13 protein-coding genes are annotated in these 14,826 nt (G+C 71.4%); 2 read left to right on the top strand and 11 right to left on the bottom strand.

Annotated features, from left to right (window positions below; genetic code table 11):
* Positions 1-34: 34 nt before the first annotated feature.
* The 7 genes from IG54_RS0122245 to pgsA form a co-directional block, all read right to left on the bottom strand.
* Positions 35-787 (bottom strand): YebC/PmpR family DNA-binding transcriptional regulator, encoded by a 753-nt coding sequence (locus tag IG54_RS0122245; protein ID WP_030787148.1) that lies wholly within the window; start codon positions 785-787, stop codon positions 35-37.
* A 78-nt stretch (positions 788-865) separates the two neighbouring features.
* Positions 866-1,471: a pyridoxal 5'-phosphate synthase glutaminase subunit PdxT gene (gene pdxT, locus IG54_RS0122240; protein ID WP_030787145.1), complete on the bottom strand. Its 606-nt coding sequence runs from the start codon at positions 1,469-1,471 to the stop codon at positions 866-868.
* A complete protein-coding gene (gene pdxS / locus IG54_RS0122235; RefSeq protein ID WP_030787143.1) occupies positions 1,471-2,385 on the bottom strand; it encodes a pyridoxal 5'-phosphate synthase lyase subunit PdxS in 915 nt (304 codons plus the stop codon). The genes pdxT and pdxS overlap by 1 nt, the downstream gene beginning before the upstream one ends.
* A 126-nt stretch (positions 2,386-2,511) precedes the next feature.
* Positions 2,512-3,057: a hypothetical protein gene (locus tag IG54_RS0122230; protein WP_030787140.1), complete on the bottom strand. Its 546-nt coding sequence runs from the start codon at positions 3,055-3,057 to the stop codon at positions 2,512-2,514.
* A gap of 84 nt (positions 3,058-3,141) precedes the next feature.
* Complete coding sequence (locus IG54_RS0122225; protein ID WP_030787138.1) at positions 3,142-4,302, bottom strand: glycosyltransferase family 4 protein; 1,161 nt, start codon at positions 4,300-4,302, stop codon at positions 3,142-3,144.
* Positions 4,299-5,219, bottom strand: coding sequence for a phosphatidylinositol mannoside acyltransferase (locus IG54_RS0122220; RefSeq protein WP_030787136.1), 921 nt, complete (start codon positions 5,217-5,219; stop codon positions 4,299-4,301). The genes IG54_RS0122225 and IG54_RS0122220 overlap by 4 nt, the downstream gene beginning before the upstream one ends.
* Complete coding sequence (gene pgsA, locus IG54_RS0122215) at positions 5,216-5,878, bottom strand: phosphatidylinositol phosphate synthase (RefSeq protein ID WP_030787134.1); 663 nt, start codon at positions 5,876-5,878, stop codon at positions 5,216-5,218. The genes IG54_RS0122220 and pgsA overlap by 4 nt, the downstream gene beginning before the upstream one ends.
* 256 nt (positions 5,879-6,134) lie before the next feature.
* On the opposite strand from pgsA, the gene IG54_RS0122210 reads away from it, so the two are divergent.
* Together IG54_RS0122210 and IG54_RS0122205 are read left to right on the top strand one after the other, a co-directional pair.
* Complete coding sequence (locus tag IG54_RS0122210; protein ID WP_030787128.1) at positions 6,135-8,342, top strand: elongation factor G-like protein EF-G2; 2,208 nt, start codon at positions 6,135-6,137, stop codon at positions 8,340-8,342.
* Positions 8,343-8,545: 203 nt separating this feature from the next.
* On the top strand, positions 8,546-10,201 hold the full coding sequence (locus tag IG54_RS0122205) for a hypothetical protein (RefSeq protein WP_030787125.1): 1,656 nt from the start codon (positions 8,546-8,548) through the stop codon (positions 10,199-10,201).
* 14 nt (positions 10,202-10,215) lie between these two features.
* On the opposite strand, the gene IG54_RS0122200 is transcribed toward IG54_RS0122205, so the two are convergent.
* From IG54_RS0122200 to IG54_RS0122185, 4 genes are all read right to left on the bottom strand, one after another.
* The gene (locus IG54_RS0122200; protein ID WP_030787121.1) at positions 10,216-10,776 is read right to left on the bottom strand and encodes an HIT family protein; all 561 of its coding nucleotides are present in this window, start codon (positions 10,774-10,776) and stop codon (positions 10,216-10,218) included.
* A 77-nt stretch (positions 10,777-10,853) separates the two neighbouring features.
* The gene (gene thrS / locus IG54_RS0122195; protein ID WP_030787118.1) at positions 10,854-12,833 is read right to left on the bottom strand and encodes a threonine--tRNA ligase; all 1,980 of its coding nucleotides are present in this window, start codon (positions 12,831-12,833) and stop codon (positions 10,854-10,856) included.
* Between the two features lie 162 nt (positions 12,834-12,995).
* A complete protein-coding gene (locus IG54_RS0122190; RefSeq protein WP_030787115.1) occupies positions 12,996-14,216 on the bottom strand; it encodes a hypothetical protein in 1,221 nt (406 codons plus the stop codon).
* 1 nt (position 14,217) lies between these two features.
* On the bottom strand, positions 14,218-14,784 hold the full coding sequence (locus IG54_RS0122185; RefSeq protein ID WP_030787112.1) for a DUF4365 domain-containing protein: 567 nt from the start codon (positions 14,782-14,784) through the stop codon (positions 14,218-14,220).
* Positions 14,785-14,826 lie beyond the last annotated feature (42 nt).

The raw sequence follows: 14,826 nt of genomic DNA, 5'->3' as shown, positions 1-14,826 counted from the left end.
GCCCGTCGTCGCAGACGCGTCACATCCGCGTGGGTCAGGCGTCCACCTTGGCCATGACCTCGTCGGAGACGTCGAAGTTGGCGAAGACGTTCTGCACGTCGTCGCTGTCCTCCAGGGCGTCGATCAGCTTGAAGATCTTCCGGGCGCCCTCCTCGTCCAGCTCGACCTGCATGGTCGGGACGAAGTTGGCGTCGGCCGAGTCGTAGTCGATGCCGGCGTCCTGGAGGGCCGTGCGGACCGCGACCAGGTCGGTGGCCTCGCTGAGGACCTCGAAGGTCTCGCCCAGGTCGTTGACCTCTTCGGCGCCCGCGTCCAGGACCGCGCCGAGCACGTCGTCCTCGGTCAGCTCGCCCTTGGGGACGATGACGACGCCCTTGCGGTTGAAGAGGTACGAGACGGAGCCCGGGTCGGCCATCGAGCCGCCGTTGCGCGTCATGGCGACGCGGACGTCGGACGCGGCGCGGTTGCGGTTGTCGGTGAGGCACTCGATGAGCACCGCGACGCCGTTCGGGCCGTAACCCTCGTACATGATCGTCTCGTAGTCGGCGCCACCGGCTTCGAGGCCGGCGCCGCGCTTGACCGCGGAGTCGATGTTCTTGTTCGGGACCGAACTCTTCTTGGCCTTCTGGATGGCGTCGAAGAGCGTCGGGTTGCCGGACACGTCGGCGCCGCCCGTGCGGGCCGCGACCTCGATGTTCTTAATCATCTTCGCGAAGAGCTTGCCGCGCTTGGCGTCGATCACGGCCTTCTTGTGCTTCGTCGTAGCCCATTTAGAGTGGCCGGACATCTGCCTGTCTCCTTCGCGTTACCCAACAACCAGTACGAACTCTCCCAGACCTCAAGGCTCCGGGGATCCCCGGAGATCCTACAAGGATCCCGCGCGGGGGTTACCCCGCGCCATCTCCACGAACAGAGCGTGGACCCGGTGGTCGCCGGTCAGCTCGGGGTGGAACGACGTGGCGAGCGCGTTGCCCTGGCGCACGGCGACGATGTGGCCCGCGTGCTCGGCCAGCACCTCGACCTGCGCGCCGACCGACTCGACCCAGGGCGCGCGGATGAAGACGCCCTCGACCGGGTCGCCCTCGATGCCCTTGATGCCGACGGCCGCCTCGAAGGATTCGTTCTGCCGTCCGAAGGCGTTGCGCCGCACGATCATGTCGATGCCGCCCACCGTCTCCTGGCCCGAGCGCGGGTCGAGGATCTTGTCGGCGAGCATGATCATGCCCGCGCAGGTGCCGTAGACCGGCATGCCGTCGCGCACGCGCGCGCGGAGGGGCTCAAGAAGGCCGAAGAGGGCGCCCAGCTTGGAGATCGTGGTGGACTCGCCACCGGGGATGACCAGGCCGTCGACCTCGGCGAGTTCTTCGGGGCGCCGCACCGGCCTGGCCACGGCGTCCGCCGAGGCCAGGGCGATCAGGTGCTCCCGTACGTCCCCCTGGAGGGCGAGGACGCCCACTACGGGAGTGGTCATTACCAGCCTCGGTTCGCGTAGCGCTCGGTCTCCGGCAGGGTGTCGCAGTTGATGCCGACCATGGCCTCGCCGAGGTTGCGGGAGGCGTCCGCGATGATCTTCGGGTCGTCGTAGAAGGTGGTGGCCTTCACGATGGCGGCGGCGCGCTTGGCCGGGTCGCCGGACTTGAAGATGCCGGAGCCGACGAAGACGCCCTCGGCGCCGAGCTGACGCATCAGGGCGGCGTCGGCCGGGGTGGCGACGCCACCGGCGGAGAAGAGCACGACCGGCAGCTTGCCCAGCTCGGCGGTCTCCTTGACCAGCTCGTAGGGGGCGCGCAGGTCCTTGGCGGCGGCGTACAGCTCGTTGTTGTCGAAGCCGCGCAGCTTGGCGATCTCGTTCTTGATCTGGCGCAGGTGGCGGACGGCCTCGACGACGTTGCCGGTGCCGGCCTCGCCCTTGGAGCGGATCATGGCCGCGCCCTCGGCGATGCGGCGCAGGGCCTCGCCCAGGTTGGTGGCGCCGCACACGAACGGGGTCGTGAAGGCGAACTTGTCGCTGTGGTTGACCTCGTCGGCCGGGGTCAGGACCTCGGACTCGTCGATGTAGTCGACGCCGAGGGACTGGAGGACCTGGGCCTCGACGAAGTGGCCGATGCGGGACTTGGCCATGACCGGGATGGAGACGGCCTCGATGATCTCTTCGATCATGTTCGGGTCGGACATCCGCGCCACGCCGCCGTCCTTGCGGATGTCGGCGGGCACCCGCTCCAGCGCCATGACGGCGACGGCGCCGGCGTCCTCGGCTATCTTCGCCTGCTCGGCGTTGACGACGTCCATGATCACGCCGCCCTTGAGCTGCTCGGCCATGCCGCGCTTCACGCGCGCGGTGCCGGTCTCGGGCGACGGGTTGCTGCTGGAGGGGGTGCTGGACACGGAGTTGACCTCACTCGCTGAAGAAGGTTTCTACAGCTCCGAGGAAACTCCCGACTACCAGGCCACAGCAAGGGCCAATGGTTGACCGGTGGCTCATTTTCCGGGACTCGCCCGGTCCGTGCCCCGCTAGGAACCGGCCCGGTCGGCCAGCGCCACCGGCGGCTCGTCGTCCATCTCGAACGCCATGGGGAACGGCGCATGCCCCGCGAGGCGGAACCAGCGGACCTTGCGGTGCCTGCGCAGGGCACGGGCCGCGCGTACGGAGTCGTTGTGGAAGCGGCGGGCCATCGGCACCCGGCGCACGGACGCGGCCAGTTCGGTGGCCGCCTCGTCCCCGCCCGGGGCCTCGCGCACCGCCTCGACCTGCTGGATCTCACCGAAGATGGCCCGCAGCGCCTGGCTCAGCTCGCTCTCCGCGACCTCGCGCTGCTCCTCCTCCGCCTGCCGGGCCGCGTGTGCCGCCTCGTAGAGCACGATCGAGGCGGCGGGGTCGAGCACCCCCGAGGTGGCCAGCTCCTGGGCGACCGAGGCGCGGCGCAGCAGCTGCGCGTCGAGGGCGGCGCGCGAGGCGTCGATCCGCGCGTGCAGCCGGTCGAGCCGCCCGGCGGTCCAGCTCAGATAGAGGCCGATCGCCAGGAGGGCTACCGCGATCCAGATCAAGGTGGAGGTCACGGACGCTCAGGCTAGTCGCCCCGCGCCCCCCGGCTCACCACCGGGCACCCCGAGGCGCCCAGGGCCCCCGTCCGGGGCGGGCCCTCAGGTACGAGTGAGGCCGAACCGCGCCCGAAGACCCGACCGCTCGTCCTCCGCGACCGAGGCCGCGCCGTCCGTCACCGTCTCGTACACCGCGAGGATGTCCGCGCCGACGGTCGACCAGTCGAAGCGCCGCACATGCGCGCTGCCGCGCTCCCGCAGCCCCTCACGGCGCTCGGGGTCGGCGAGGAGGCGCACCGCCGCCTTGGCGAGGGACTCCGCGTCCTCGTTGCCGAACAGCTCGCCCGCCGCGCCCTGGTCGAGCACCTGCGCGAAGGCGTCCAGGTCGCTGGCGAGCACGGGCGCGCCCGCGGACATCGCCTCGACGAGGATGATCCCGAAGCTCTCGCCACCGGTGTTCGGAGCGACGTACAGGTCGACGCTCCTCAGCAGCCGCGCCTTGTCCTCGTCGCTGACCATGCCGAGGAACTCCACCCGGGAGCGCAGCTCGTCCGGGAGCGAGGCCACCGCCTCCTCCTCGTCGCCGCGCCCGGCGACCAGCAGACGGGCGTTCGGCCGCTCGGCGAAGATCTGCGGCAGCGCCTTCATCAGGACCGGCAGGCCCTTGCGGGGCTCGTCGATGCGGCCGATGAAGCCGATGGTCTCCCCCTGCCACTCGGGCTTGGGCTCGGCCTCGGCGAAGAAGTCGACGTCGACGCCGTTCGGGATGACGACCGCGTCGCCGCCCAGGTGCTCCACGAGGGTGCGGCGCGCGTACTCGCTGACGGCGATGCGGGCGCTGATCTTCTCCAGGGCGGGCTGGAGGATCGGGTACGCGGCGATCATGGCCCGGGAGCGCGGGTTGGACGTGTGGAACGTCGCGACGATCGGGCCCTGCGCCGCCCAGCAGGTGAGCAGCCCGAGCGACGGCGATGTCGGCTCGTGGATGTGGATGACGTCGAAGGTGCCGTCGTGCAGCCAGCGGCGGACCCGCGCGGCCGACAGGAAGCCGAAGTTGAGCCGGGCGACGGAGCCGTTGTACGGCACGGGGACGGCCCGGCCCGCCGAGACGACGTACGGCGGCAGGGGCGTCTCGTCGTCGGCCGGGGCCAGGACGGACACCTCGTGCCCCAGGCGGATCAGGTGCTCCGCCAGATCGCGGATGTGGAACTGGACGCCGCCCGGCACGTCCCACGAGTACGGGCAGACGATGCCGATCCTCACGACGACTCCCGCGCGGGAGCGGCGTCGGAGCGCGGCTCCAGGTCCGCGAGCCACAGTCGCTGGAGCATGTGCCAGTCCTCCGGGTGGTCGGCGATGCCGGTGGCGAAGGCGTCTGCCAGCGCCTGCGTCATGACAGACGTCTTCTCGGCGCGGGTACCTGTCTCGGGGACGTCGACGGGCGGGTGGATCCGGCCCTTCATGACGGGCGTGCCGTCGTACCAGAGCGTCACGGGCAGGAGCACGGCGCCGGTGTGCTGGGCCAGCATCGCGGGCCCCGCGGGCATCCGGGCGGTGTCTCCGAAGAACTTCACCTCGACTCCGGAGGCCGACAGATCGCGGTCCGCGACGAGACAGATGAGGCCGCCCGCGCGCAGCCGCCGGGCCAGCGTGCCGAAGGCGGCGCCGCCGGTGTGCGGCAGGACCTCCATGCCGAGGCTCTCGCGGTAGGCGACGAAACGGTCGTAGAGCGTCTCGGGCTTGAGCCGCTCGGCGACGGTCGTGAAGGGGGTTTCGAGCTTCGTGGTGACCCAGGCGCCCGCGAGGTCCCAGTTGCCGAGGTGCGGCAGGGCGACGATGACGCCCTTGCCGGCGGCGAGTCCGTCGGTGAGGTGGTGCTGCCCCTCGACGTCGACGCCGTCCCTGATGCGCTCCCGGCTCCAGGAAGGCAGCCGGAAGGACTCCATCCAGTAGCGCAGGTACGACCGCATGCCCGCCCTGGACAGCTGGGCGAGCCGCTCGGGGGTGGCGTCGGGCACCACGCGCGCGAGGTTCGACTCCAGGCGCAGCACGCCCTTGCCGCGGCGCTTCCAGACCGTGTCGGCGATGGTCCTGCCGAGTCGCTCGGCGACCGGCTCGGGGAGCTTCTTGACGGTGCTCCAGCCGAGCCCGTACAGCGCGTCGGTGAGTCGGTCCTTCACTGCGCGGCGCCACCCTCCAGGCTGGTGGCGGCGTCGGCCTCGGCGGCTTCGCGGCGCACGGTCACGACCCGCTGCACGAGCGTGACGAGGCTGCCGACCGCGACGATCCACAGGGCGATGGGCAGCAGGATCTGGATGCCGGGGACGCCGAACGCGTGGAGCCCGGCGAGGCCCGCGGCGACCAGTGAGATCACCAGCCGCTCGGCGCGCTCCACCAGGCCGTTGACGGCCACGGGCAGGCCGATCGCCTCGCCGCGCGCCTTGGTGTACGACACCACCTGGCCGCTCGCCAGACAGAAGATGGAGACGGCGCAGAGGATGTTGTCGTCACCGGATCCGGCGTACCAGAGGGCCAGGCCGCCGAAGATCGCGCTGTCGGCCACCCGGTCCAGCGTGGAGTCCAGGAAGGCGCCCCAGCGGCTGGAGCGGCCGAGCTGGCGGGCCATGTTGCCGTCGACGAGGTCGGAGAAGACGAACAGGGTGATGACGATCGTGCCCCAGAAGAACTCGCCACGGGGGAAGAAGACCAGCGCTCCCGCCACCACACCGGCCGTGCCGATGAAGGTGACCGCGTCGGGGCTGACCCCGCGGCGGATGAGAAACGCGGCGAACGGTGTGAGGACACGCGTGAAGAATGCACGCGCGTACTTGTTCAGCATGGCCTTCCCGAGGGGTCGGTGCGCCGCGTGGCCCCGTTGGCCACCGGCCGACCCATCGTAGTCACGCCCTTGACGCACCGGCTCGCCCCCTCACGATCGCGTACGACGTATGGACGCACCGTGACGCGAGTGGAAAGCTCGAAACCACCACGGGCGCCGTCGGAGCCGCCCCGCACTGGCCCCGCGCGTCCGCGAGCAGCCAGCATCCCCGAGGGGGCTGAGCCTCCTCATCGTGCACGTGACCGGGAGGCAAGGCATGGGCGACAAGGCGAACGCACACCCCGGAGCCGCCGGCAGGGCAGCGACGGCCGACCACCCCGCGTCCGTACGGAATGTGGTGCTGGTCGGCCACAGCGGATCGGGCAAGACGACCCTGGTGGAGGCCCTCGCGCTGACCGCGGGGGCGGTGAACCGCGCGGGCCGCGTCGAGGACGGCACCGCCGTCTCCGACTACGACGAGATCGAGCACCGGCAGCAGCGCTCGGTGCAGCTGTCCCTGGTCCCCGTCGAATGGGACGGCATCAAGATCAATCTGCTGGACACCCCTGGATACGCCGACTTCGTCGGTGAGCTGAGGGCCGGTCTGCGCGCCGCGGACGCGGCCCTCTTCGTCGTCTCGGCGGCGGAGGGCGCCGAGGGCGTCACCGGCGCGACCCGCATGGTCTGGGAGGAGTGCGCGGCGGTCGGCATGCCGCGGGCCATCGTGGTGACGCACCTGGAGTCGGCCCGCGCGGACTTCACCGTGATGACGCGCAACTGCGCCGAGGCGTTCGGCGCCGACGACCCGGACGCCGTACTCCCGCTGTACCTGCCCCTCCACGGCGAGCAGGGCCCGGACGGGCATGCGCCGGTGACCGGCCTGATCGGGCTGCTCTCGCGGCGGATATACGACTACGCGTCGGGTGAGCGCAAGGAATCCGAGCCGGGCGACGACCAGCTGCCGCTGATCGAGGAGGCCCGCGACAAACTGATCGAGGGGATCATCGCCGAGAGCGAGGACGAGTCCCTCATGGACCGCTATCTCAGCGGCGAGGACATCGACTTCAAGACGCTCGTGGACGACCTGGAGCGGGCCGTCGCGCGCGGCATCTTCCACCCCGTGCTCGCCGCCGCCCCGGCCGCGGAGGGGGCCCGCCAGGGCATCGGCACGGTCGAGCTGCTCGAACTGATCACGGGCGGCTTCCCCACCCCGCTGGAGCACCCCGCGCCGGCGGTGACGACGCCGGGCGGCAAGGCGCGGCCCGCCCTGTCCTGCGACCCCGACGGCCCCCTGGCGGCCGAGGTCGTCAAGACCGCCTCCGACCCCTACGTCGGCCGGATCTCGCTCGTACGCGTCTTCTCCGGCACCCTGCGCCCCGACGAGACGGTGCACGTCTCCGGACACGGTCTGGCGGACCGGGGCCACGAGGACCACGACGTCGACGAGCGCATCGGCGCGCTGTCCTCCCCCTTCGGCAAGCAGCAGCGCGTTCTCACCCGGTGTGTGGCGGGCGACATGGCGTGCGTGGCCAAACTGCACCGCGCGGAGACCGGCGACACGCTGTCGAGCAAGGACGACCCGCTCCTGATGGAGCCCTGGGACATGCCGGACCCGCTCCTTCCGCTCGCCATCCAGGCGCACAGCAAGGCGGACGAGGACAAGCTCTCGCAAGGGCTCTCGCGGCTGGTGGCCGAGGATCCGACGATGCGCCTTGAGCAGAACCAGCACACGCACCAGGTGGTCCTGTGGTGCCTGGGCGAGGCGCACGCCGACGTGGCCCTGGAGCGGCTGCGCAGCCGGTACGGCGTACAGGTCGACGTCGTACCGCACCGGGTCACCCTGCGGGAGACGTTCGCGGGCAGGTCCGCGGGGCGCGGACGCCATGTGAAGCAGTCCGGCGGGCACGGCCAGTACGCGATCTGCGAGATCGAGGTGGAGCCGCTGCCCGGCGGCAGCGGCATCGAGTTCGTCGACAAGGTGGTCGGCGGCGCGGTCCCCCGCCAGTTCATCCCCTCCGTCGAGAAGGGCGTCCGCGCGCAGGCGGCCAGGGGCGTCGCGGCCGGGTACGCCCTCGTCGACATACGCGTCACGCTCCTCGACGGCAAGGCGCACTCGGTGGACTCCTCCGACGCCGCGTTCCAGACGGCGGGCGCGCTCGCGCTGCGCGAGGCGGCGGCCGGGGCCAGGATCCACCTGCTCGAACCGGTCGCCGAGGTACGGGTGCTGGTCGGCGACGACTATGTCGGCGCGGTCATGAGCGATCTGTCCGGGCGCCGCGGCCGGGTGGTCGGCACCGAGCAGGCGCCCGGCGGACGCACGCTCGTACGAGCCGAGGTCCCCGAGATCGAGATCGGCCGGTACGCGGTGGACCTGCGGTCCCTCTCCCAGGGCACCGGGCGCTTCAGCCGCGCGTACGCCCGCCACGAGCCGATGCCCCCGCAGTTGTCGGAGCGGATCCGCGAACAGGCGCGGGCCGCCTCGTAGTTGCCGTAGTCGAAACCGGCGCACGATCGCCGCCCGCCCGGCTCGCGCGGGCGGGCGGCGCCCCGGGTGCCCCCTGCCGGATGTCGGTGCGCCCCGATACGCTGATGACCTGATCAACGGATGTGCCGGACGGCAACAGGCGTGCCGGACAACGAAGTCGGGAAGAGCCGCAGCAGCGAAGGCGTCGCGGCGAGGGGGCGGCAGTGGCGGACGATGGATTCGACTTCAGGCCCGGGGCCCAGGTCCCGCTCTCGGGCACCGCGGGACAGACCGTGGCGACGCATGCCCTGGCGTCGGCCGCGTATCGCGACGGAGACGTCGACGAGATCCTGAAGGCCAACAACGAGTGGCACAAGTCCGTGGTCAAGCCCGGCATGTGGTCACTGTTCAAGCCGAGCCTCGGCGAGGCCTTCGCGCGGACCGTGCAGGTGCGGATGCTCGGCGGCGGCCGCAAGCCGCTCATCCAGTCCTTCGGTATCGAGCCGCAGTCCGTCGTGGAGCACTGCCTGGCGGCGAGCCGCATCCGCAAGGAGCGCGACAGCTGGCTCACGGCCGTGATGGTCCTGTGCGGCGTGCTCTTCCTGCCCGGCCTGCTCATCTGGCTGCTCGTCTTCACCATCAGACGCCAGGTCGCCAAGAACGAGAACAAGCGCGCGGGCGCGCTCGCCACCGCCGTCCTGGTCGCCATGGGCGTGCTGGCCGCCCTCGCCCTCCTCAAGCTGCCGTTCGACGGCTTCTGGGCGTGGTATCTGCGGGCGGCGATCGTCCTGCCCGTGGTGGGCTGGTTCTGGGCCAAGCAGATCGCCGAGCGCACGGCCAGGGACATGCGCGAGCGCTGGGCGAGCCTGCTCTCGGGCGGCGGCATCGGGGCCAAGATCCCCGAGGCGGTGCCGGGCAGCCCCGGCGAGACGGCCGCCGAGCGGCTGCGCCAGGGCCTGGCCAGGCTCTCCGCCGAGCAGCAGAGCAACTCCGTCTTCTACGCCGGGCCCAAGGGCATATTGGGCATGGGCACGCGCTGGGGCAGCTGGCAGCTGGCCGAGGAGCTGGTGCCCGCCGAGGACGGCAAGGAGATCCACCCCTTCCGCAGCTGGGACGTCATACGGGCGGTGCACGACCAGCTCCGCATGCTGGAGCGCGGCCCGCTGCACACCGGTGGCTTCCCCACCCCGTCGATAAACCACTGGATCGTCACCCCCATCGGGGAGAACGCCCAGGCGGTGGCCCGCCCCACCGGCACGGACGTCGACGCCTTCCAGATCCGCGGCCATGAGATACAGCGGATCTGCAATGAACAGCAGTTCGGCAGCGGCGACCGGCACTACCTGGGCGTGCAGTTCACGCTCTGGGACGGCCAGTTGGTCATCACGATGCTCATCACGGTGACCGTGCTGCACGAGACGTTGCGCATCGAGGTCACCGGCCACGCGCTGGGCCCCGTCAACTCCCTGTTCACCACCAAGCCCGAGCCCAAGACGAAGACGGTCAGCAAGCCCATCAAGTTCTGGGAGACCGTCGACCGCCAGCTGCCGCTGGTCGACGCCGACGAGGTGGTACGCCTCGCGGTGCGCGCCCCCTTCACGTGGTATCCGCCGCTTCTGGACCACCTCGGCGGCAAGCTGGTCCTGCCCGAGCCCTTCGGCCTGCGCCACGCCTGGGCCGACAAGCCGTGGCGGCACCGCTTCATGGCCGACGACGCGCTGCGCGCCGCCACGCCCGTACTGCGCGTGGTGCACCAGGCGGCGATCAAGGTCCTCGCGGAGAACGGCGTCAACACCGAGAAGTTCGGCGCCCGTTCCGGCTTCCTCAGCGGGGCGATCCAGGACCCGATGCCGAGGAAGGCGGACGTGTACGACGCGTGAGCGCCGCGCCGGTGCTAGCTCGCGGGCCAGACGTCCGCGAGCATCTTCCGGGTGTCGGCGAGCAGCTGCGGGAGCACCTTCGTATGGCCGACGACCGGCATGAAGTTGGTGTCGCCGCCCCAGCGCGGGACGACGTGCTGGTGCAGATGCGCGGCGATGCCGGCGCCCGCGACGGCGCCCTGGTTCATGCCGATGTTGAAGCCGTGCGCGCCGGACGCGGTACGCAGGGCCGTCATCGCCTGCTTGGTCAGCTCACCCAGCTCGGCGGTCTCGGGGCCCGTCAGGTCGGTGTAGTCGGCGACGTGGCGGTAGGGGACCACCATCAGGTGGCCGCCGTTGTACGGGTAGAGGTTCAGCACCGCGTACACGTGCTCGCCGCGCGCGATCACCAGGCCGTCCTCGTCGGACTTGGCCGGGATGGAGCAGAAGGGGCAGCCGTCGTCGGCTCCCGGGCCCGTGGGCTTGTTCTCGCCCTGGATGTACGCCATCCGGTGGGGCGTCCACAGGCGCTGGAACGCGTCCTGCGTACCCACTCCGATCTGCTGCTCCGGCTCACTCGTCATGGTGGTCAGCATATTCCCCGGCGAGTACGCGACGAGGGGCGGCCCCGAACGGGACCGCCCCTTACCTCCCCGCGCCCGCGGGGACCACGTCATACCTGCACGCGGCGCTCCACCACGTCGACGAGCTTGGCGATCGCCTCGTCACGGGCGATCCCGTTCTCCTGCGACCCGTCCCGGTAGCGGAAGGACACCGAGCCCGCGTTCATGTCGTCGTCACCGACGATGACCATGAACGGCACCTTGCTCCGCTGAGCGTTGCGGATCTTCTTCTGCATACGGTCCGACGAGGCGTCGACCTCGACCCGCAGCCCGCGCTTCTTGGCCTCCTCCGCGAACTCCTGGAGGTAGGGCACGTGCGCGTCGCCGACCGGGATGCCGATCGCCTGCACCGGGGCGAGCCACGCCGGGAACGCGCCCGCGTAGTGCTCCAGAAGCACGCCGAAGAACCGCTCGATCGAGCCGAACAGCGCGCGGTGCAGCATGACGGGCTGCTGCTTGGAGCCGTCCGCCGACGTGTACTCCAGGCCGAACCGCTTCGGCTGGTTGAAGTCGACCTGGAGGGTCGACATCTGCCAGGACCGGCCGATCGCGTCCTTCGCCTGCACCGAGATCTTCGGGCCGTAGTACGCGGCGCCGCCCGGGTCCGGCACCAGCGGAAGGCCCTGCTTCTCGGCCGCCTGGCGCAGCGCCTCGGTGGCCTCCGCCCAGTCCTCGTCCGAGCCGATGAACTTGTCGGAGTCGTCGCGGGTGGACAGCTCCAGCTCGAACTCGTTCAGGCCGTAGTCGCGCAGCAGGTCCAGGACGAAGGTGAGGAGCTTGTCCAGCTCCTCGGCCATCTGCTCCTTGGTGCAGTAGATGTGCGAGTCGTCCTGCGTGAAGCCGCGCGAGCGGGTCAGGCCGTGCACGACGCCCGACTTCTCGTAGCGGTAGACCGTGCCGAACTCGAAGAGCCGCAGGGGCAGTTCGCGGTAGGAGCGGCCGCGCGACTTGAAGATGAGGTTGTGCATCGGGCAGTTCATCGCCTTCAGGCGGTAGTTCTGCCCGTCGAACTCGATCGGCGGGAACATGCCCTCCGCGTAGTGCGGCAGGTGCCCGGAGGTCTCGAAGAGGTGCTCCTTCGAGATGTGCGGGGTGTTCACGAACTCGTAGCCCGAGTCCTCGTGCCGCTTGCGGGAGTAGTCCTCCATCACCTTGCGGATCACGCCGCCCTTGGGGTGGAAGACCGCGAGGCCCGGGCCCAGCTCCTCCGGGAAGGAGAAGAGGTCCAGCTCGGCGCCGAGCTTGCGGTGGTCGCGCTTCTCGGCCTCGGCGAGGAACTCCAGGTGCGCCTTCAGCTCGTCCTTCGAGGGCCACGCGGTGCCGTAGATGCGCTGGAGCTGGGGGTTCTTCTCGCTGCCGCGCCAGTAGGCGGCGGCGGAGCGCATCAGCTTGAACGCGGGGATGTTCCGGGTGGTGGGCAGGTGCGGGCCTCGGCAGAGGTCCTTCCAGCACAGCTCGCCGGTCTTCGCGTCGATGTTGTCGTAGATCGTCAGCTCGCCGGCGCCGACCTCGGCGTCCGCGCCGTCGGCGGCGTTGGCCGCGTTGCCCTTGAGGCCGATCAGCTCCAGCTTGTACGGCTCGTCGGCCAGCTCGACGCGGGCGTCGTCGTCGTTGGCGACGCGGCGCGAGAAGCGCTGGCCCCGCTTCTGGATCTCCTGCATCTTCTTCTCGATGCGCTTGAGGTCCTCGGGGGTGAAGGGCTCCTTGACGTCGAAGTCGTAGTAGAAGCCGTCCCGGATGGGCGGGCCGATGCCCAGCTTGGCGTCGGGGAACAGCTCCTGCACGGCCTGCGCCATGACGTGCGCGGTCGAGTGGCGCAGGATGTTCAGGCCGTCCTCGGAGGAGACCTCGACGGGCTCGACCTCGTCGCCCTCGGCCACGGCGTACGCCAGGTCCTTCAGCTCGCCGGCCACGCGGGCGGCGACGATGGTGCGCTCACCGGCGAAGAGCTCGGCCGCCGTAGTGCCCGTCGTCACCACGCGCTCTTCCCGCTCGGAATCGCGTTGGATGATCACACGGACGTCTGACACCGGTCTCTCCTTGCAGAAGGGGGGTGCGGCGCTTTCTGATGCGCGCGCACTAGGGATCGTACCGAGCCGGGGCCTCCCGCCGCGAAACGGTTATCCCCGGCCGCCCGGAAGCGGGCCCTCCGCCCCGCCGTCCGCCCAGTCCCTCCCGCGCCCCGCCACCGCTCAGTCGGTCCCGCACCCCTCCTCGAAGAAGTCGAGGTTCTCCTGGAGCGACTTCATCAGCCGGTCCCGGTCCGCCTCGTCCACCTGCACCGGCACGACGCCGGTCGCCCCGGTGAGCCTGCGGAATCCGCCCCGGCTCTCCAGTCGCCCGTGCACCCGGATCGGAAGGCCGACCAGATGCGCGTGGCCCGCGACGCGGTAGGAGTCCTCGTCCAGGGCCATCCGCACCTGCGGGACCTCCGCCCCGGCGATCACCCGCAGCCGCACCGCGCCCTCGCCCCGCGGCGAGGTGCGCCGCAGCCGCACCACGGTGCCGGTGATCCGCACCGGCACCGACGGCTCGTCGCGCAGATAGCGGGCGCCCGCCTCGCGCAGCACGGTGAGGTCGCCGGGCGAGAACTCGACGGGCTCGGCGTGCGCCGCGCACCCCTCGGGCACCCCCGCGCCGGGCGCCCACTCCACGGCGACGCGCGCCCCTTCCGTGCCGCGCACCAGGGCCACGATCGCCTCGGTCAGCTCGTGGCTGACGCCCGCCTCGACCGCGCCGTCGAAGGCGTCCATGCCGCCGGTGGCGCGCTGGTAGTCGACGGCTTCCCGGGCGGCGTACAGCGCCTGGTGCAGTCGGACCGCGAGCGGCCGCCCGGTCATCACGGGCACGAAGGCGGTGAGCCTGCGTCCGCCGGGCGCGGGTCCGACCAGGACGTCCTCCAGGGCCGCGGTGGCGGGCCCGCGGTGCCGCGCCCCGTAGTACCCGGCGCGGCCGCGCGCCGCGAGCGCCCCGGCGAGCAGCATCTGGCGGGCCGCGGAGCGCAGTCGCTCCTCCACCGGCCAGGTCGCCGCCCCGGCGGGTCCGGTCGGCACGTCGCGCCACCAGCGGATCTCGTCGCTGGGCACGGCGAGCTGGACGAGCACGTCGCGGGCGGCCGGGGAGGCGCTGCGGGAGAGGGCGACGAGGGCCTCGCCGATCAGGTCGTCGCAGTCGGGGAAGGCGCGGCTCTCGGGTACGAGGAGGCTGGTGCCGTTGCCGCCGGGCCCGGGCGGCGTCCACCGGGCGTAGCGGCCGGGGGCTCCCCCGCGCCGCTGCCAGCCGTGCCGGGCGAGCAGTGCGCCGAGCACCGCGGGGTCGACCGTGCCGGGCTCGGGCGGGCGCGCCCACGGGCTCGCCGAGGGGGCGGGGTGCGGGCGGACGGGAGGCGTGGGCTCGTCGTGGGGGCGGTGCATCTCAGGGTCTCCCTCCCGTCCCGACCCGCGTCATGATCTCGCAGAGCGCGCGGTCGTCGAAGATCCGCGAGGTCGGGACGCGCACGGTGGTCCTGCTCCGGCCGGTCACCGGGTGTCCGGCGAGGTTGGTCCAGTAGCAGCAGTGCCGCAGATCGAGCCGGTCGTGGCCGGCGCGCAGCCAGTCGTCCTGCGACCGGGGCACGAGCATCACGACGAGGATCTTGTGGACCGAGACCGGCGTGCGGGCGAGCTTCTCCAGGTGTGCGTTGTCGAGCGTGAAGGAGAAGGCGGATCCCGCCGGATTCGGCGGGATCTGGTACGTGCACTTCAGCTGGACCTTGATGGTGACCTCGTCGTCGACCGTGTGCCCGGGAGCGCTGTGGCTGACGTGCCAGTCGATGCCGGTGTCCGGAAAGGGCTGGGAGAGGGAGCATCCCGCGGCGGCCGCGACGGCGTGCAGATAGCCCACCTGGAGGGTCTCCATACAGGCGGTGGTGGCGAGTGTGCCGCGCGGCGGTGCGATCCGCTCGGGCAGCAGCCCACCCTGTTCGGGCCGCGCGAGCGCCATGTCCAACAAGCCTTCCGAACCCGGTAGTTCCCCGCTCGGGCC

This window comes from Streptomyces sp. NRRL S-920 (assembly GCF_000717945.1).
Classification (GTDB): Bacteria; Actinomycetota; Actinomycetes; order Streptomycetales; family Streptomycetaceae; genus Streptomyces; species Streptomyces alboniger.
Note: the sequence above shows the minus strand (reverse complement) of the source record. Positions and strands in the feature narration are given on the sequence as shown.